General features: G+C 62.6%; 15 protein-coding genes. 3 read left to right on the forward strand and 12 right to left on the reverse strand.

All coding sequences use genetic code 11. The annotated features are described in order from the left end of the window. Nucleotides 1-207: 207 nt before the first annotated feature. The 6 genes from OVA00_RS19340 to OVA00_RS19365 all read right to left on the reverse strand — a co-directional run bounded on the left by OVA00_RS19340 (nt 208) and on the right by OVA00_RS19365 (nt 7639). Entirely contained in the window at nt 208-1230 is a 1023-nt protein-coding gene (locus OVA00_RS19340; protein WP_112977260.1) for a zinc-binding alcohol dehydrogenase family protein, read from the reverse strand. Nucleotides 1231-1256: 26 nt separating this feature from the next. Continuing rightward, the gene (locus tag OVA00_RS19345) at nt 1257-2234 is read right to left on the reverse strand and encodes an ABC transporter permease (protein WP_034801644.1); all 978 of its coding nucleotides are present in this window, start codon (nt 2232-2234) and stop codon (nt 1257-1259) included. 39 nt (nt 2235-2273) lie between these two features. Then, nucleotides 2274-3827 carry a sugar ABC transporter ATP-binding protein gene (locus OVA00_RS19350; protein WP_268089475.1) on the reverse strand — a complete coding sequence of 518 codons (1554 nt, stop codon included), beginning with the start codon at nt 3825-3827 and terminating at the stop codon, nt 2274-2276. Nucleotides 3828-3921: 94 nt separating this feature from the next. Continuing rightward, the gene (locus tag OVA00_RS19355; protein WP_268089476.1) at nt 3922-4911 is read right to left on the reverse strand and encodes an ABC transporter substrate-binding protein; all 990 of its coding nucleotides are present in this window, start codon (nt 4909-4911) and stop codon (nt 3922-3924) included. Nucleotides 4912-5078: 167 nt separating this feature from the next. Next, nucleotides 5079-6098, reverse strand: a complete 1020-nt coding sequence (locus OVA00_RS19360; protein ID WP_268089477.1) for an aldo/keto reductase — start codon at nt 6096-6098, stop codon at nt 5079-5081. A gap of 35 nt (nt 6099-6133) precedes the next feature. Continuing rightward, nucleotides 6134-7639, reverse strand: a complete 1506-nt coding sequence (locus OVA00_RS19365; RefSeq protein WP_112772874.1) for a UxaA family hydrolase — start codon at nt 7637-7639, stop codon at nt 6134-6136. Between the two features lie 218 nt (nt 7640-7857). On the opposite strand from OVA00_RS19365, the gene OVA00_RS19370 reads away from it, so the two are divergent. Both OVA00_RS19370 and OVA00_RS19375 read left to right on the forward strand, forming a co-directional pair. Next, nucleotides 7858-8736 carry a GntR family transcriptional regulator gene (locus tag OVA00_RS19370; protein WP_060608961.1) on the forward strand — a complete coding sequence of 293 codons (879 nt, stop codon included), beginning with the start codon at nt 7858-7860 and terminating at the stop codon, nt 8734-8736. Between the two features lie 20 nt (nt 8737-8756). Beyond that, nucleotides 8757-9845: a mannitol dehydrogenase family protein gene (locus tag OVA00_RS19375; protein WP_268089478.1), complete on the forward strand. Its 1089-nt coding sequence runs from the start codon at nt 8757-8759 to the stop codon at nt 9843-9845. Here the strand turns inward: OVA00_RS19375 and hpaI are convergent. Both hpaI and gabD read right to left on the reverse strand, forming a co-directional pair. Beyond that, complete coding sequence (hpaI, locus tag OVA00_RS19380; RefSeq protein WP_060608968.1) at nt 9839-10645, reverse strand: 4-hydroxy-2-oxoheptanedioate aldolase; 807 nt, start codon at nt 10643-10645, stop codon at nt 9839-9841. The genes OVA00_RS19375 and hpaI overlap by 7 nt on opposite strands. 127 nt (nt 10646-10772) lie before the next feature. Further along, nucleotides 10773-12227 carry an NADP-dependent succinate-semialdehyde dehydrogenase gene (gene gabD / locus OVA00_RS19385; protein WP_060521530.1) on the reverse strand — a complete coding sequence of 485 codons (1455 nt, stop codon included), beginning with the start codon at nt 12225-12227 and terminating at the stop codon, nt 10773-10775. A 246-nt stretch (nt 12228-12473) separates the two neighbouring features. Here gabD and OVA00_RS19390 point away from each other — a divergent pair, with 246 nt between their 5' ends. Continuing rightward, nucleotides 12474-13070: a nitroreductase family protein gene (locus tag OVA00_RS19390; RefSeq protein ID WP_113552995.1), complete on the forward strand. Its 597-nt coding sequence runs from the start codon at nt 12474-12476 to the stop codon at nt 13068-13070. 64 nt (nt 13071-13134) lie between these two features. Here the strand turns inward: OVA00_RS19390 and gyrB are convergent, their stop codons facing one another. The 4 genes from gyrB to mltA all read right to left on the reverse strand — a co-directional run bounded on the left by gyrB (nt 13135) and on the right by mltA (nt 17745). Then, nucleotides 13135-15570, reverse strand: coding sequence for a DNA topoisomerase (ATP-hydrolyzing) subunit B (gene gyrB / locus OVA00_RS19395; protein WP_034800121.1), 2436 nt, complete (start codon nt 15568-15570; stop codon nt 13135-13137). A gap of 135 nt (nt 15571-15705) precedes the next feature. Continuing rightward, nucleotides 15706-16083, reverse strand: coding sequence for a helix-turn-helix domain-containing protein (locus OVA00_RS19400; protein WP_034800122.1), 378 nt, complete (start codon nt 16081-16083; stop codon nt 15706-15708). Beyond that, nucleotides 16080-16649 (reverse strand): Smr/MutS family protein, encoded by a 570-nt coding sequence (locus OVA00_RS19405; RefSeq protein ID WP_060583750.1) that lies wholly within the window; start codon nt 16647-16649, stop codon nt 16080-16082. Before OVA00_RS19405 ends, OVA00_RS19400 begins: the two co-directional genes overlap by 4 nt. Beyond that, on the reverse strand, nt 16642-17745 hold the full coding sequence (mltA, locus tag OVA00_RS19410) for a murein transglycosylase A (protein ID WP_112985727.1): 1104 nt from the start codon (nt 17743-17745) through the stop codon (nt 16642-16644). Before mltA ends, OVA00_RS19405 begins: the two co-directional genes overlap by 8 nt. Nucleotides 17746-17751 lie beyond the last annotated feature (6 nt).

The following is a 17751-nucleotide window of genomic DNA, read 5'->3' on the forward strand; positions in this document are numbered from 1 at the left end:
ATACCCGTCTCGCCTCGATACAAGGCCTGAAGCCAGAATGAATCTGGATTCCTGACGATTTGCAAACGAGCTTGCTCGAAACTGGCCGTTTTCCGCTGTTTTCGTGCATTGAGGCACGCTGCCTGACGTTTTCAGAAAAATCTGGCGCCTCGCCGCAGGAAAATATGGGTACGCTCCCCTGTGGCGATGCAGCAAAGCCGCCATCACTCAGGTGGCCGCCACTTGGATGACTGCCTTCACCAGACCCGTCTTTTCCTCCGCCCATCGCGGCAGATCGGCAACCGCGCCATCGAGCGTGGTGCGGTGGGTGATCAGCGCGTCGATAGGCACAAGGCCGGACGCGATCGACGCGACGACGTGGTCGAAATCCTGCCGGGTCGCGTTGCGGCTGCCGATCAAGGTCATCTCGCGCTTGTGGAACTCCGGATCGGAGAAGCGGATCTCGTCCTTGACGACACTGACGAAGACCAGGGTACCGCCATGGGCGACGTGGGCGAAGGCCGCCTGCATGGAACCACCGTGCCCGGTGGCGTCGAAGACGACATCGAAACCGTCGCCATCCGTCGCAGCGGCAATGCGCGCCGCCGCATCAACATCCACGACGATGCCCTTGGCAAAGCCGAGCTTGCGAACTGCAAAGTCCAGCCGCTCGGTACTGGTGTCGGCGAGCACCACGTCATGGCCGGCGATGCGCGAGAAGATCGCCGTGCCAAGTCCGATTGGCCCGGCACCGATAACCAGCGCCCGTGACCCGGCATCCGTCGATGCCCGGCGGACCGCATGGGCACCGATCGCCAGGAACTCAACGGTGGCGGCCGCCTCCGGCGACAGACCCTCCGCCGGATAAAGATTACCCTCCGGCACGACGATCTCCTCGCAGAACGCACCGTCGGTATGGACGCCGAGAACCTTGATGGCCGTGCAGCAGTTCGGTTTGCCCTTTCGGCAGGCGATACAAGCGCCACAGGAGAGATAGGGGTTGACCACGACCGGCGTGCCGGGCGCTATCGTCGTCCCTCGCCCGCCAGAAATCACCGTCGCCGAGATCTCGTGGCCCATGACCCGCGGATATTCGAGGAACGGATGTTTGCCGGCGAAGATATGGTAGTCCGTGCCGCAGATGCCGACATGGCTGACGGCAAGGCGGACCCAACCGTCCGGCACGGTTTCGATTGGCGTGCGATCGACGACCTCCAGCCGACCGGGTTGTGGGCAGAGCACGGCTTTCATGGCAATTCTCTCGAGTACGGCAGCGCCTAGCGGGCGCTGCGGCGACGCAATTGGTCGAAATAGACGATGACGATGATCAGCGCGCCGGTGATGATGCGCTGCCAGAACGAGTTGACGTTCAACAGGTTGGCGCCGTTGTTGATCGTTGCGAGGATGAAGGCGCCGAGCAGCGGCCCGTGCACCGAGCCGACGGCCCCAAAGAGGCTGGTGCCGCCGATGACCGACGAAGCGATCGCCTGCAGTTCCCAACCCTCGGCCTGGGTGGCGTTGCCGATGCCGATGCGCGAGGCAAGCAGCAGGCCAACGAAGGCGGCGCAGGTCGACGACAGGATGTAGGCCAGATAGATCGTGCGGTGGACGTTGACGCCGGAGAGACGGGCGGCCTCACTGTTGGAGCCGACGGCGAAGAGATAGCGGCCGAAGCGGCTCAAATGCAGGAAGACATAGGCCGGGATCGCCACCACGATCACCATCCAGAACAGGCTGGGAACGCCCAGGAAATCCGCCCGCGAAAAATTGGTGAAGGCCTCATTGGTGATCGAAATGGTCGAGCCATTGGTGATCAAGAGGCCGATACCGCGGAGCGAGGTCAGGGTCGCCAGCGTGATGATGAAGGGCGGTAGGCCCATGCGCACGATGCCGAAGGCGTGGAACGCGCCGATCAGGACACCGAAGGCGAGCGTGAGGATGATGGCGATCCAGAGCGGCACGCCGGCGGCCAGCAGCCAGGCGACGATAACGCTGGTGAAGCCGACCACGGCACCGACCGAAAGGTCGATGCCGGCGGTGATGATGACGAAGGTCTGGCCAACCGCAAGGATCGCCGTCATCGCCCCCTGGCGCAGCAGGTTGCTGATGTTGTTGGGCGTCCAGAAACTGTTGGTCGCGAAGCCCAACAGCAGCCAGAGGAACAGAAGCAACCCCAGGAGGGTAAGGCCGAACAGAATGCTCACGCCCTTGCGTGGTGCCGCGCTGGCGCCGCTCTCCACCGTTTCCGCACTCATCGTCTTCCTCCCTGCATCCTCAAGTTTGTTTTTATCGGTTCAAACGCCAATTGCCTGCGTCAGCACTTCCTCATGGCTCGCGGCGCGATAGTCGTGGCTGGCGACCAGCCGCCCGCGCCGGAACACGTGCAGCCGGTCCGCCAGTTCGTAGACCTCGGGCAGATAGGACGAGATCAGGATGATGCCCGCCCCGTTCTCCAGAAGCCGCGCGAACAGGCGATAGATTTCCGCCTTGGTTCCGACATCGACGCCGACCGTCGGCTCGTCGAAGATGAAAAGCTTGGCGCCGTGGCTCAGCCACTTGCCGATGACGATCTTCTGCTGGTTGCCGCCGGACATGGCGGAGGCCAGCACCCGGCGTGACGGCGTCTTGATCTTCAGGTCGCGAATCTGGCGGTCGGCGTTTTCCCGTTCCTGCTGGGCATTGATCGTCAGACCGCGTGTCAGCCGGTTGAAAACCGGCAGATTGATATTGAGGCCGATCGGCAGGTTGAGGCAGAGGCCCTGGTCGCGCCGGCTTTCCGGCGCAAGCGCAATGCCGAGGTCCATGGCCTTACGCTCGCTGGCGATCTCAACCTTGCGGCCCTGCCAGTAGATCTCTCCAGCCGTTGGTCGGTGCCGGCCATAGAGGCCGAGCGCAAACTCGCTGCGTCCCGCGCCGATCAGCCCATAGAGGCCGACGATCTCGCCGGCGCGCACGGTCAGCGACACATCCTGAAAGCCGGGACCGCTCAGGTTCCGCGTCTCGACGATCATCTCGCCGGGCGGAAAATGCTCCTTGTGATAGATCTGCTCGATCGTGCGGTTGATCATCAGCGCGATCAGTTCCGCCTCATTGGTCTCGCCGATCTTGCGGGTGCCGACATGGGTGCCGTCACGCAGCACCGAGACACGGTCGGCAAGCTCGAACACTTCCTCCATGCGATGGCTGATATAGACGATCGTCACGCCTTCGGCCTGCAGCCTTCGGATCAGCCGGAAGAGCTGTGCCGATTCCTGGCGGGTGAGATAGGCGGTCGGCTCATCGAAGATCAGAAACTGCGTGCCGCGCATGGCCGCGCGTGCCGTGGCGACAAGCTGCTGCTGGCCGATCGTCAGGCTACCAAGCACGGCACCGGCCGGCAGGTTAAAGCCGAGATCATCCAGCACGCTTTGTGCCGCATCGGTCATGGCGCGCTTGCGCATCAGGCCGTTGCGATTGATCTCGTCGCCGAGAAACATATTGGCCGCGACCGACAGGTGCGCGCAAAGTACGACCTCCTGGTGCACGGCATTGATACCGCGCTCAATCGCCTCCTGCGGCGTGCCAAGCTGAACGGGTTTTCCGCACCAGAAGATTTCACCGGACGTGCGCTTGATGACGCCGGTCAGAAGCTTGATCAGCGTCGACTTGCCGGCCCCGTTCTCACCGACGATCGCGTGAACTTCACCGGAAAGAAAGGTCAGCGACGCCGGCTTCAAGGCTTCGACGGCACCATACTTCTTCTGCAGGGCGCGCAGCTCCAGGATAGGCTCGCCTTTCGGAACCGGATGGCGTGTCGCCACATGCAGTCCTTCGGTCCTCCCGTCGCGTGCCTCTTGCAAATCGGTCATCTGCGCATTCCTCCCATCGCAGAGATCGCTTGCGGCCGGTCCTCGTTCCGGCCGCAAGCGGGTGCGGCGGGCTCAACGCCCACCGCAGCCGTCGTCACTTGACCTTCGGGTTCAAGAGAGCGTCGATCTTCGGCTCGGCCATGTTGGCCTTGGTCACCAGATTGGCGCCGGTATCGACATTCGCCTCGACCTTCTCCTTCTTCGAGACCGCGAGCGCCGTCTTCACGCCATCATAACCCATGCGATAGGGATCCTGAACGACGAGACCGGCCAGAACGCCTTCCTTGAGGAAGCCGACCGTCTTGTCGTCGCTGTCGAAGCCGATCACCTTGATCTTGTCGCCGAGCTTGTTTTCGGCAATTGCCTGGCCGATACCCTGCGCCATGATCAGGTTGGACGCGAAGACGCCGACAAGGTTGGGATTGGCGGTGATCAGGTCGGTCATGATGTTGAGGCCGGTGGTCGCCTGGCCGTCGGCATATTTGTCGACGACGACCTTGAAGCCGGGATACTTGGTCTTGACCTGATCGAGGAAGCCTTCGCGGCGCTGGTCGAGCGAGCCGACGCCCGGAAGGCTGGTGATGATGGCGATTTCACCCTCTTCCTTGCCGCTCATTTCCTTGACCGCCGCAGCGAGACCATCGGCAGCGATGCGGCCGCCCTGGACGTTGTCGGTGGTGAGGAACGACGAGAAGGCCTTGGAGTCGGCACCGGAGTCGATGCCGATGATCGGAACGGCCTTTGCCGCCTCATCGATCGGCTTGCCGAGCGCCTTGAATTCCGTCGGCGAAATGACGACGGCAGCCGGCGCGCCCGCAACCGCGTTCTCGAGAATGCTGATCTGGCCGTTGATATCGGATTCGGATTGAGCGCCGAGTTCCGGTACGTTGACGCCGAGATCCTTGCCGGCGGCGCGGGCGCCAGCGAGCACGATCTGCCAGTAGAAGGACGTGGTATCCTTGACGATGATCGGGATCGTCACGTCCTGTGCGAAGGAGGCGACCGGCGACATGCCGGCGATCATCGCGGCGCCGGCCAAGGCGGTAAAGGCGCGACGGGTAAGGCTGCTTTTCAGAATGCTCATCCCAGGTTTCTCCTCTTGGTGCACCGTGTTCCACTTCTTGGAGATCGATCGCAGGTGCTGGCTAATCGACCTTTTATCGATAAAAAACATATTGGAATGCTAATACGACAATCCCGGCTTGGCAAGCTGCCGGAACAGCATTTCAGACGGCGCTTTAGTGCCGTCCGTTAAACCCGAACCGGCTCGTCCCCGAGCTCCGGTGCGACCAGTGTGAACGGCTCGAAGGCGGCGAAATCGGCGGCGGAAAACCGGTGCTCGACGAGCGCCATGTTCCGCGCCAGGCTCTGCGGCTTGGCGGTGCCGAGCAGCACCGAGGCGACCTGCGGACTGGCGAGCGGAAACTGCATGGCGGGTGCGGCAAGCGGCACGTTCATGCCGCGGGCGACCGCGTCCATGGCACCGACCTTTTGCCGGATATCTTCCGTTGCCGGCATGTAGTCGAAATGCGCGCCTTCGACCGGTCCCGTCGCCAGGATGCCCGAATTGAAGACCCCGCCGACGACGAGCGAAGTCTGCTTCTTCTCGCAGAGCGGCAGCAGTTCGGCGACAGCCGACCGGTCGAGCAAGGTGTAACGTCCGGCGAGCAGGATGCAGTCGAGATCGGCCTGGCGCAGGACGTCGAGACAGACCGGCACTTCGTTGACGCCAAGACCATAGGCCGCAATCGCTCCCGAGGATTTCAGCTCCTCCAACGCCTTGAGGCCGCCCTCCAGCAATTGCCGCAGATAGATCGCATTGCGGGCGGCGCCATGGGTATAGACGCCGATATCATGCACATAGAGGATATCGATGCGGTTGAGCCCGAGCCTGGCGTAGCTGAACTCGACCGAGCGCATGATGCCGCCATAGCTGTAGTCGTAGGTGACGTCGAAATTGAGCGGCTTCACATAGGAATAGTCCGGCACCTTGTCTTGCGGCACCGGATGCAGGAGACGGCCGACCTTGGTGGAAAGCACGAACTGGTCGCGCGGCTTATCGCGCAGGAAGTCGCCGACGCGGCGCTCGGCAAGGCCGAGGCCGTAGAAGGGCGCAACGTCGAAGTAGCGCATGCCCGACTGCCAGGCAGCGTCCAGGGTCGCCATCGCCGACTCGCGGGTGCATTCTCGGTAGAGGCCGCCAAGACCGGCGGCGCCGAAGCTAAACTCGGTCACCGATAGGTCGGTTCGACCGATCCGTCTCGTCTGCATTTCCCCGTTTCCTCCTCCAAGGATGCCTTACGTACTTAGAGCGTTGCGCCCAGATGCCAGGGCACGAACTCATTATCGCCGTAGCCGAAAAGCTCGCTCTTGGTCTTGCGGCCCGAAGCGGTCTCGATGATCAGATCGAAGATCTCGCGGCCAAGCCCGGCAATGCTCGCCTCCCCCGAAGCGATCACGCCGCAATCGATATCCATGTCCTCTTCCATCGCCCGGTAGAGCGCCGTGTTGCTGGTAAGCTTGATCGACGGCGCGGGCCGACAGCCGAAACAGCTGCCGCGACCGGTGGTAAAGGCAATGACATTGGCGCCGCCGGCGACCTGGCCAGTGGCCGATACCGGGTCGTAGCCAGGCGTATCCATGAAGACGAGCCCGTGCTCGGTGACGCGTTCGGCATAACGGTAGACCGCGTTCAGCGGCGAGCGGCCGCCCTTGGCGACGGCGCCGAGCGATTTTTCGAGGATCGTGGTCAGGCCACCACGTTTGTTGCCCGGCGAAGGATTGTTATCGAGCGAGGCGCCATGCATCGCCACATAGCTCTCCCACCAGGCAATCAGCCCATCAAGTTTCAGCGCCACCGCTTCGTTGACTGCACGGCTGCGCAACAGGTGCTCGGCGCCATAGATTTCCGAAGTCTCGGAGAGGATCGCCGTGCCGCCGGCCGCGGCAAGGATATCGACCGCAGCACCCAGCGCCGGATTTGCGGTGATGCCCGAAAGCCCATCCGAACCGCCACATTGCAAACCGACGATGATCTCGCTGACCGGGATCGCAATACGGCGTTCCTTGCCGACTTCAGCCGCGATTTCCTCGAGAATGCCCAGCGCCTTTTCAACGGATCGACGCGAGCCGCCGGCTTCCTGGATGTTGAAATGACGTTTCTCCGCGCCGGCGCCGCTCTGACCATAGAGCGTCAACTGGTTGACCTCGCAGCCGAGGCCGACCATCAGAACGCCGCCGAAATTGACATGGCGGGCGTAGCCGGCGAGCGTGCGGTGCAGATTGGCCATGCCGTCGCCGGTCGAGGACATGCCACAGCCCTGATCGTGCACGATCGGCACGAAACCATCGATACCCTCATATCTCGGGAGAATGCGCCTGTTCGCCTCCTCGGCAATGGCGCGACAGACGGTGGTGGAACAGTTCACGCTGGCGACGACACCGATGTAGTTGCGCGTCGCTGCCCGGCCATCACCTCTTCGATAGCCCATGAAGGTGCGGGCCTTGTCGGCATCGCTTGCCGCTTCCGGCACCCCCTGTGGGCTGATCGCCAAGCGATCCTTGTCGAAGGCGAGGTTGTGGGAGTGCACGTGGTCGCCCGGCGCGATATCGGCGGTCGCCCGGCCGATCGCCTGGGCGTATTTCACGACCGGCTCGCCGGCGCGGATCGGGCGGATCGCGATCTTGTGGCCGGCATCGACTTTCGCTGCTGCATGAACATTGTTCGGCAGGGCGTCGCCAGCGGCAATCGCCAGCGTCGCCACGACGACATTGTCCTCCGGTGCGAGCAGGATGGTGGACGGCGCAGACACCCGGTTTCTCCCAAATGATTTTTGTTCTGTCTTTTATCTACAATAGACAGATAGCCGTCAATGGGTATTATAGCGAAAACATCGGCGGCAGGCCGAGACGCCCCGGAGCGACTTGAGAGGAACAGATGTGGATGACAAACGCAGACAAAACCGGAGCGACGGGATAGAGGAGCCTTCCGCGTAAGCGCAGAAAACTTCGAACGATCCGGACGTCGCCCATGGCAAAACAGAACACCGTCTTCAAGGATGCCTATAACCGCTGCCTGAAGTTGCTGGCGGACACATCCTCGCTGCCCTCCGAGCCAGAACTCGGGCAGATGCTCGGCGTCAGCCGGACGACGGTGCGCGCGATCCTCAGCCGCTTCGAGGAACTGCAGCTGATTGCCTGGGACAAGCGCAAAAAGAGCGTGCTGCGACAACCCCGGCCCGACGATTATTTTCCGACGGAAGAGACGGATTCACTCGCCGAGATCATCGAGCGCAGCTTCATGCGCCGGATTCTCGCCGGCGGCGCCGAGCCGGGCATGCAGATCAACGAACTGGAACTGGCGCGCGACATTGGAACCGGCACGACCAGCGTGCGTGAATTCCTGATCCGCTTCAGCCGCTTCGGCCTGATCGAGAAGCGGCCGAACAGCCATTGGATCCTCAAGGGTTTCACCCGCGAATTCGCGCTGGAACTGACGGAAGTGCGCGAGATGTTCGAACTGCGCTCGGCCGCGCGCTTCGTCTCTTTGCCCGACAACCATCCGGCCTGGGAAGAGCTTCGGGAGATCGAGGCCCTGCACCGGGACATCCTAGCCGACATCGACAATCGCTACCGGGAGTTCTCCGAGCTCGACGAGCAGTTTCACCTGCTGGTGCACAAGGCATCGAGCAACCGGTTCATCGTCGATTTCTACGACATCATCGCGATCGTCTTCCACTATCACTACCAGTGGAACAAGACGAATGCCCGCCAGCGCAACGCCCGCGCGCTCGAAGAACACCTCGCCTATATCGAAGCACTGCGTTCGCACGACCCGGCCAAGGCGGAACAGGCCTGCCGGCGACACCTTCAGTCCGCTCGCGAAACCCTTCTCCAATCCATTCCATAGCCAGCTATCGGAGCCTATGCATGCCGACGCCGATCGTGCAATTCGGGACAAGCCGCTTTCTTCAGGCGCATGCCGATCTCTTCATCAGCGAAGCGTTGACGAAGGGGGAAGCGCCCGGTCCGATCACCATCGTGCAAACGACAGGGTCGAGCGAACGGTCTGGACGCCTTGCAGCCCTTGCCCGGCCGGAAGGCTTTCCCGTCATCATCCGTGGCATCCAGGAAGGCGAGACGATCGACGCGACGCAGCAAGTGACAAGCGTGGCGCGCGCGCTTTCGACCGCTCAAAACTGGGGCGAGATCCGGGCGATTATCGCCGAGGAAGCCGAAATCCTGATCTCCAACACCGGCGATACCGGTTACCAGGTCGGCGACAACGACCTGATAACCGACATTCCGCTTTCCTTTCCGGGCAAGCTGCTCCTGCTCTTGAAGGCGCGTTTCGACGCGGCGCGACGCCCGCTGACGATTCTTCCTTGCGAGCTCGTGTCGCGCAACGGCGACGTGTTGAAGGCGCTGATGCTGCGGCTCGCGGCGGAGCGGATGGGAAACAGCGCCTTTATCGACTGGCTGGACAAGGATGTCGTCTGGGCCAACACGCTGGTCGACCGCATCGTCTCCGAGCCGCTCGAGCCTGCCGGTGCAATTGCCGAACCTTATGCGCTCTGGGCGATCGAAAACCAGTCCGGCCTGCGGCTCCCTTGCATCCATCCGTGCGTGAAGCTCGTGGATGACCTGACGCCTTACGAGAAGCTGAAGCTTCACATTCTCAATCTCGGCCACACGGTGCTCGCCGAGCTCTGGCTTAGGCAAGGTCGCGACCAGAACGAGACCGTTCGGAAAATCCTGGCCGACCCCGGCATTGCCGCGCACTTGGACAAAATCTACCAATCCGAAGTGATCCCCGCCTTTGCCGCAAAAGGCCTGGAGAGCGAAGCGGCAGACTACGTGACCGCGACGCTGGAACGCTTCAGAAACCCGTTCCTCAACCACCGCCTAGGCGATATCGCCAATCATCATCGCGAAAAGATCGAACGGCGGATCGTCGATTTGCGGCGTTGGAGCCCCGGCGTAGCCATGCCCGAGCTCCAGGCAATCTGCGATCAGTAGCCGGATTCCTGCTTTTTCGGAACCGACGTCGCCTCGCCGAGAAACTCCTGGCGTAATGCCGTCGTCGCGCGCACGAGCGAGGTGACATCCGTGCCGATCGCCATGAAATCGGCGCCCATCTCGCGATAGTCTCGCGCCTGTTCGAGATCGAGCGTCATGATGCCCCGCGCCTTGCCGGCCTTCTTGATGCGCTCAAACGCGTCAGCGATCGCCGCGCGCACCTCCGGATGACCCGGCTTGCCGAGGTAACCCATGTCGGCCGCCAGATCGGAGGGGCCAATGAACAGGCCGTCGACGCCATCGAGCGCGGCAATCTCGTCGATGGCGGCAAGACCTGCGCGGCTCTCGATCTGCAGGATCAGGCAGATTTCGTCGCCGGCGGTCTGAAGATAGTCGCCGATACGGCCGAACTCCGAGGCCCGCCCGAGGGCGGCGCCGACGCCGCGAATACCATGGGGCGGATAGCGGGTGGCGCGCACCAACTGCTGCGCCTGCGCCAGGCTCTCGACCATCGGGATCAGGAGGGTCTGCACGCCGGTATCGAGAATCTGTTTGATCAGCACGGTATCGCCCACCGGCAGGCGAACCATCGGGTGGCTCGCCGATGCGGAGACGGCACGAAACTGTGCGGACAGCAGCGGGATATCGTTCGGCGCATGTTCGCCGTCGATGAGCAGCCAGTCATAGCCGCTGCCGGACACCACTTCGGCCGCATAAGGGCTGGCTAGCGCCACCCAGAGCCCAAGCTGGAAGCGGTTTTCGCGCAGGGCTGCTTTGAAAGGGTTCTTCGGTGCCGGCATGGGTCGTCTCCTCCTGCTATGCGACGGGACGAGCGATGCCTCAATCCCGCAATCACGAGATTTCTACCGGCAAAGAAAAAAACCGGCCAGAACTTTCCGGCCGGTTTTTCAGATTGGGTACCGTATCTTACGCAACGCCGCCGAGGCAGACGTATTTGATCTCGGTGAACTCCTCGATGCCGTAGCGCGAGCCCTCGCGGCCAAGTCCGGAAAGCTTGACGCCGCCGAACGGCGCTTCCGCCGTCGAGATCAGCCCGGTGTTGACGCCGACCATGCCGTATTCCAGCGCTTCGGCGACCCGGAACACCCGCGCCAGGTCCTTGGCGTAGAAGTAGGACGCGAGACCGAACTCGGTGTCGTTGGCCTGCTCGACGACATCCGCCTCGTCGGTGAAGCGGAAGAGCGGGGCCACCGGCCCGAAGGTTTCTTCACGCGCAACCGCCATCGCCTGGGTGACGTCGGCCAAAACCGTCGCCTCATAGAAGGTGCCGCCGAGCGTGTGGCGCTTGCCGCCCTGGATGACGCGTGCGCCCTTCGACGTCGCATCGGCGATGTGCTCCTCGACCTTTTCCAGCGCCGCCTTGTCGATCAGCGGGCCAAGGATCACGCCTTCGTCGAGACCGTTGCCGATCTTCAGCTTGGCGACCGCCTTGGCGAGCTTGTCGGAGAAGGCATCATAGACCTTGTCCTGAACATAGATGCGGTTGGCGCACACGCAGGTCTGGCCGTTGTTGCGGAACTTGGCGATCAGCGCGCCTTCGACCGCGGCATCGAGATCGGCATCGTCGAAGACGATGAACGGCGCATTGCCGCCGAGTTCCAGCCCGAGCTTCTTGATGGTGGCAGCACTCTGGCGGTAGAGCTCGGCCCCCACCTCCGTCGAGCCGGTGAAGGTGAGCTTGCGCACGACCGGGTTCGAGGTCATCTCGGCGCCGATCTCGCGGGCAGAACCGGTGATGACGCTGAAGAGGCCCTTCGGCAGGCCGGCACGCTCGGCAAGGATCGCAATGGCGATCGCCGAGAACGGCGTCTGGGCAGCCGGCTTCAACACCATGGCGCAGCCGGCGGCAAAGGCCGGGCCGGCCTTGCGGGTGATCATCGCATTGGGGAAGTTCCAGGGCGTGATCGCCGCAACGACGCCGATCGGCTGCTTCATGACCAGGATGCGCTTGTCGGGCTGGTGGCCGGGGATCAGGTCGCCATAGATGCGGCGCGCCTCTTCGGCAAACCACTCGACGAAGCTTGCACCGTAGACAATCTCGCCGGTCGCCTCAGTGAGCGGCTTGCCCTGCTCCAGGGTCAGGATGCGGCCGAGATCGTCCTTGTTCTCGATCATCAGCTCGAACCACTTGCGCAGCACGCCGGCGCGGTCCTTGGCCGTGCGCGCTGCCCAGGTCTTCTGGGCGACGCGCGCGGCCTCGATCGCAGCCCTCGTTTCCTTGGCGCCGAGCTTCGGCACCCGGCCGATGATCTCGCCCGTCGCCGGGTTGTTCACCTCGATCGCGTTTGCCGCGTCCGCCTCGATCCACTCGCCGCCAACGAGGGCTGCCTGGCGAAACAATGATGGGTCTTTAAACGACATGATCCGTCCTCTCTCAAATCCTACAGAACTTATACAACTTTTTTCTTGGAATCGGCAATGACCTCAAGTCGCCGTTTCTGTAATTTCCTGAGGCGCACAAGGCGCGCGGGCGCTCACGTTTCCATGCATCCAACCCGTTTCTTCGCCATCCGTCCTCATGTAGCGTTCGAAGCGAATCAAACCATGGGCCGCCAGTCGGTCCAGCGACGTTCCCAGGTTCACGCGACACCGAGAAGAGGCTTGTCCATGACGGCGACCGACAACAGAAAAGCTGACCATCCGATCGATGCCATGTTCATCGAGCGCTGGTCGCCCCGCGCCTTCACCAATGAGGAAATCGACGAAAAAACCCTGCTTTCCTTCTTCGAAGCGGCGCGTTGGGCGCCGTCTGCCAGCAACCGGCAACCCTGGCGCTTCGTCTATGCGCGCCGCGGCACAGATCGCTTCCCGGTGCTGCTCGACACGCTCGACGAGGGAAACCAGCGCTGGGCGAAGAACGCGGCAGCACTTCTGGTCGTGATTTCAAGAACGCATAATGCAGCGCAGAACGGCGAGATGCGGCACGCCTACACCCACGCCTTCGACACTGGGGCGGCCTGGTACAGCCTCGCTTTGCAGGCCTCGCTCGCGGGCTGGCACACCCATGGCATGGCCGGTATCGATCGCGACAAGGCGATGCACGCCCTGAATGTTCCCGAACACTACCGGGTCGAAGCCGCCGTTGCGATCGGCCGGCTTGCCGATTCCTCGACGTTGCCGGACGATCTGCGCGCACGCGAAATCCCGAGCCAACGCAAGCCGGTCGGCGAGTTCGCCTTCGAGGGGCGGTTCAAGGGCGAATGAAGCGCCAACGAAAAATCCCGGCTCTGAGGCCGGGATTTTCTTTATGTCTCTGCATAGGCCTCGATCAGATGTCGAGGTTTGCGACGCTCAGCGCATTCTCCTGAATGAACTCGCGACGCGGCTCGACCTCGTCTCCCATCAGACGCGAGAACAGGCCGTCGGCGTCGGTGGCGTCGGTAACCCGGACCTGCAGCAGCGAGCGGACGTTCGGATCGAGCGTCGTTTCCCAGAGCTGCTCGGCGTTCATCTCACCCAGACCCTTGTAGCGCTGCATCGACAGGCCCTTGCGGCCAGCGGCAAAGATCGCGTCGAGAAGCGCACGCGGGCCGCTGACCTCCTGCGCGCCGTCACGGCGACGCAATACCGGCGGTGCCGAGTAGATCTCTTTCAACTTTGACGCCAGTTGGTCGATATAGCGGGCATCGGACGAACCGATCAGCGCCATGTCGAGTACGGCGAATTCCTTGACGCCGCGAACCATGCGTTCGAACCGCAACCCGCCTTCGCTGGTAACTGTGCCGGTCCAGCCGCGCTCGGTTTCCTCGGCGATCACGTCGAGACGACGCGCGATCTCGGCGGCGGTCTTTTCGTACTCGTCGCGCTGGCCGTTGAGCTCGACGTTCAGCGCGCCTGCGATGGCCGCCTGCTCGACAATCGCCCGATTATAGCGCGAGTGAAGCCCGTTCATGAGGTTACGCAAGCGCAGGGCATCGGTGATCACCTCGCGCAGGTCCTGCCCGGCGCGGACTTCGCCCGATTCAAGCTGCAGCGTCGCTTCCTCGAGACCCATCGAAATCAGGTAGTCTTCGAGCGCCTGCTCGTTCTTGAGATACTGCGCCGACTTGCCGCGCGTCACCTTATAGAGCGGCGGCTGGGCGATGTAGATGTGGCCGCGCTCGATCAGTTCCGGCATCTGCCGGAAGAAGAAGGTGAGCAGCAGGGTGCGGATGTGGGCGCCGTCGACGTCGGCGTCCGTCATGATGATGATCTTGTGGTAACGCAGCTTGTCGGCGTTGAACTCGTCCTTGCCGATCGACGTGCCGAGCGCGGTGATCAGCGTACCGATTTCCTGGCTCGACAGCATCTTGTCGAAGCGCGCGCGCTCGACGTTGAGGATCTTGCCGCGCAGCGGCAGGATCGCCTGGTTTTCGCGCGACCGGCCCTGCTTGGCCGAACCACCCGCCGAGTCCCCTTCCACCAGGAAGACTTCGGACTTTGCCGGGTCACGCTCGGAGCAGTCCGCCAGCTTGCCCGGCAGCGACGAGATGTCGAGCGCGCCCTTGCGGCGCGTCAGTTCGCGCGCCTTGCGGGCAGCTTCGCGGGCGGCAGCGGCTTCGACCACCTTGCCGACGAGGATCTTGGCTTCGGTCGGATGTTCTTCGAACCAGGTGCTGAGCGCCTCGTTGACGAGGCTTTCGACCACCGGTCGCACTTCCGACGACACCAGCTTGTCCTTGGTCTGCGACGAGAACTTCGGATCGGGAACCTTGACCGAAAGCACGGCCGTCAGGCCTTCGCGGCAGTCCTCGCCCTGGAGCGTGACCTTTTCTCTCTTTGTAATGCCGGACGTATCGGCATAGGACGTGACCTGCCGGGTCAACGCGCCACGGAAGCCCGCCATATGCGTGCCGCCGTCGCGCTGCGGGATGTTGTTGGTGAAGCAGAGCACGTTTTCGTGATAGCTGTCGTTCCACCACATCGCCACTTCGACGGTGATGCCGTCCTTCTCGCCGCGGATCGATACCGGCTTGTGCACCAGCGGCTTCTTCGCGCGGTCGAGATAGGCGACGTAGGCCTCAAGACCGCCCTCGTACATCATCTCGTCCTGGCGGATGTCCGAATGGCGCTTGTCGGTGAGGATGATATGAACGCCTGAATTCAGGAACGCGAGTTCGCGCAAGCGGTGCTCGAGCGTGTTGTAGTCGAACTCGGTCTTGGTGAAGGTCTCGCTGCTCGGCAGGAACGTCACCTCGGTCCCGGTCTCATCGCCGGCGTCGCCGGTAACGGCGAGAGAGCCGTCAGCGACACCGTGGGTGAAGCTCATCTCGTGAATCTTGCCTGCGCGCCGGATCTTCAGCTTGAGCGAAACCGAAAGCGCATTGACCACCGACACGCCGACGCCGTGCAGGCCGCCCGAAACCTTGTAGGAGTTCTGGTCGAACTTACCGCCGGCGTGCAGCTGGGTCATGATGACCTCGGCCGCCGAGACGCCCTCTTCCTTATGGATGTCAGTCGGGATGCCGCGACCGTTGTCGGTTACCGTCACCGAGCCGTCCGGATTGAGCGACACCGTCACGATGTCGGCATGGCCCGCAAGCGCTTCGTCGATCGCGTTGTCCACCACCTCGTACACCATGTGGTGCAGACCGGAGCCGTCGTCGGTGTCGCCGATATACATGCCCGGCCGCTTGCGTACGGCATCCAGGCCCTTCAGCACCTTGATGGAATCGGCACCATATTCGGCGCTGGCGCCGGTTTCGGTCTCAGGATTGTCGGTCATTCAGCTACGGGTCTTTCCAGGTTCTTCGGACATGGTGATTCGTTGCGAATCACGTCTCGGACGCCTCTTGGACTATAGAAAATTTGTCCAGGGTTCCAAATCCCGGACCGCCGCGCGGCGGCCGGAAACAAGCATTCATCCCCTGTCATTATCAGGAAATGTGGCTTTTTCCAAAACATCTTGCAGCTTGCGGATCGTCTCCGGAGACAAAGCGCGAATTTGTTCGCTCAATCGGTTGGCAAAGGCCGTGTGCTCCGGCGTCAGACCCGACGTGTCGAGCACCGTTTTTGGCGAGGAGACGTTGGCAATGCGGAACAGATCCTCCGCCTCGTCCCAGATCACGTTGAAGTAACCGGTGACGCGCTGGAGGAAGTCGAAGCTCGGCGCACCGCGCTTTCCATGCTCGAGCGCCGAGAGATAAGCGGCCGAGACGCCGATCGCCTTTGCCATCTCCTTCTGCGACACGCCCTTGCGGCGCCTGAGGTCGCGCAGAGCCTGGCCGAAGGGCGTCATAGCGCGCTGCCTCTCACCCGCGCCAGGCGGACGTAGAGCGCGCCGTCGCCGCCATGGTTACGGGCGGCCGGCTCATAGGACGAAATCAGCGGCCGGAATTCGGGAAGCGAGAACCAGAGTGGCACCGCCCGCTTCAAGGCGCCGTCGCTGCCGAACGAGGTGCCCTTGCCGGTAATGACGAGCACATGTCGCAGCCCCCGCTCGTGCGCCCGCAACAGAAACTGCAGAAGCAGTCCGTGCGCTTCGCTCTGGATCATGCCGTGCAGGTCGATCCGGCCCTCAAGCACCAGGTGCCCCTTTGCCAGCTTACGCTTGACCGGCCGCTCCAGTGGATGATGCACTTTTTCGCCTAGCTTCTTCGTCAGCGCTATGCCCGGCTGCTCGAGAGCTGTTGCCGGCTGGTGCGGCCGCTGCTTGCCCTTCGCCTCTTCCGGAGGTTTTGCCTGTTCGTCTTCGGCCAGAATCTCCATCAGGTCGGCGAGTCGACCGGCCATCGGTCTCGCCGAACGGGCAACCTTGCCCCAGAGAATGCGATCCTCGGCCGAGAGTTTCTTGTCCTTAGCCATGGCCGTAACGGGCCGCGGCCGCCTTGGGAACGAAGACGTAAAAGTCGGCCGCGTTGCGAACCGCTCCGGCCCGCTCACCGGCCTCGAAACCGGATCCGGTAAAGATATCGCCGCGGGCCGGGCCAACGATCGCCGAGCCCGTATCGAGCGCCAGCATCAGACGCTGGAAGGGTTTTCCGTCATCGAGCCGCGTCAGGCTCTCGCTCGCGATAAAAAAAGGAACGCCAAAGGTGTGGATCAGCCGATCAACTGCCAATGAGCGGTTCGGTTCGAGCGAGACCTTGGCGGCGGCAATCGGCCCCAGCCGCTCGTCCTCGACGTCTGCCTCGCGGAAGAAGATGAATGACCGGTTGTGCCAGAGAACCTCATCGACCTCCTCGGGATGCGCTTCCAGCCAGTCGCGAATACTCATCATCGAAACGGTGGCGGCATCGATCTTGCCGCGCTCGATCAGCAATTTGCCAACAGCTGAGAAATAGTGCCCGGTCTTGGCCGAATAAGTGACGCGGCGACGCGAACCATCCGGGAAGCGGAGCCGTGCGGCACCCTGCACATGAACGAAGAAGACCTCGACCTTGGACTTCGCATAGGCGATCTCCAGGCCGCGGCCGGCCAGATGGCCCTGCTCTATTGCTTGCCTGTCCGGATACTCGCTGATCCGGCCACCCTCGGAGAGACCGAAGGCGAAGTAGGGATCCATGCCCTCCGGCCGGTTGCCATCGTGAACATCGACCAGATCGTCCGGTCGGCGGTAGAGCGGATAACGATAGGTCTCGTCCGCTTCGGTGCGGACATCGATCTCGGGCTCGTAAAAGGCCGTGACAAAACCGGAACCCGTTTCGGGCACGATCCGGAAGGGGACGAAATGCGCTTCGAAAAACGCCCGTGCGTTCTCTCCGCTACCAACCTGCTGCCGCGAGGCGGAGAAGGCCGGCAAAAGATCGTCGACTGAAATCCCGAGAGAACCCGCTCGATAGGGTTTGACCGTCGAGACATGCTGGTGACAGCGACGCATCGCCTCGATCACCGCGATCGGATCATCATGTTGCCAGCCCGGAAGCTCGGCGAAACGGGCTGGCTCAAGTCGATAGGACATGGGTAC

Origin of the sequence: Ensifer sp. SL37 (assembly GCF_026672675.1) — a bacterium.
Lineage (GTDB): Bacteria > Pseudomonadota > Alphaproteobacteria > Rhizobiales > Rhizobiaceae > Ensifer > Ensifer adhaerens.

Bases quoted from the DNA above. Each gene is read 5' to 3' on its own strand.
- OVA00_RS19400 (WP_034800122.1), bottom strand. From the start codon at position 16,083: ATGACGCCCTTCGGCCAGGCTCTGCGCGACCTCAGGCGCCGCAAGGGC.
- OVA00_RS19370 (WP_060608961.1), top strand. From the start codon at position 7,858: ATGGCAAAACAGAACACCGTCTTCAAGGATGCCTATAACCGCTGCCTG.
- OVA00_RS19350 (WP_268089475.1), bottom strand. From the start codon at position 3,827: ATGACCGATTTGCAAGAGGCACGCGACGGGAGGACCGAAGGACTGCAT.
- OVA00_RS19360 (WP_268089477.1), bottom strand. From the start codon at position 6,098: ATGCAGACGAGACGGATCGGTCGAACCGACCTATCGGTGACCGAGTTT.
- OVA00_RS19345 (WP_034801644.1), bottom strand. From the start codon at position 2,234: ATGAGTGCGGAAACGGTGGAGAGCGGCGCCAGCGCGGCACCACGCAAG.
- gyrB (WP_034800121.1), bottom strand. From the start codon at position 15,570: ATGACCGACAATCCTGAGACCGAAACCGGCGCCAGCGCCGAATATGGT.
- OVA00_RS19340 (WP_112977260.1), bottom strand. From the start codon at position 1,230: ATGAAAGCCGTGCTCTGCCCACAACCCGGTCGGCTGGAGGTCGTCGAT.
- hpaI (WP_060608968.1), bottom strand. From the start codon at position 10,645: ATGCCGGCACCGAAGAACCCTTTCAAAGCAGCCCTGCGCGAAAACCGC.
- mltA (WP_112985727.1), bottom strand. From the start codon at position 17,745: ATGTCCTATCGACTTGAGCCAGCCCGTTTCGCCGAGCTTCCGGGCTGG.
- OVA00_RS19390 (WP_113552995.1), top strand. From the start codon at position 12,474: ATGACGGCGACCGACAACAGAAAAGCTGACCATCCGATCGATGCCATG.
- gabD (WP_060521530.1), bottom strand. From the start codon at position 12,227: ATGTCGTTTAAAGACCCATCATTGTTTCGCCAGGCAGCCCTCGTTGGC.
- OVA00_RS19375 (WP_268089478.1), top strand. From the start codon at position 8,757: ATGCCGACGCCGATCGTGCAATTCGGGACAAGCCGCTTTCTTCAGGCG.
- OVA00_RS19355 (WP_268089476.1), bottom strand. From the start codon at position 4,911: ATGAGCATTCTGAAAAGCAGCCTTACCCGTCGCGCCTTTACCGCCTTG.
- OVA00_RS19405 (WP_060583750.1), bottom strand. From the start codon at position 16,649: ATGGCTAAGGACAAGAAACTCTCGGCCGAGGATCGCATTCTCTGGGGC.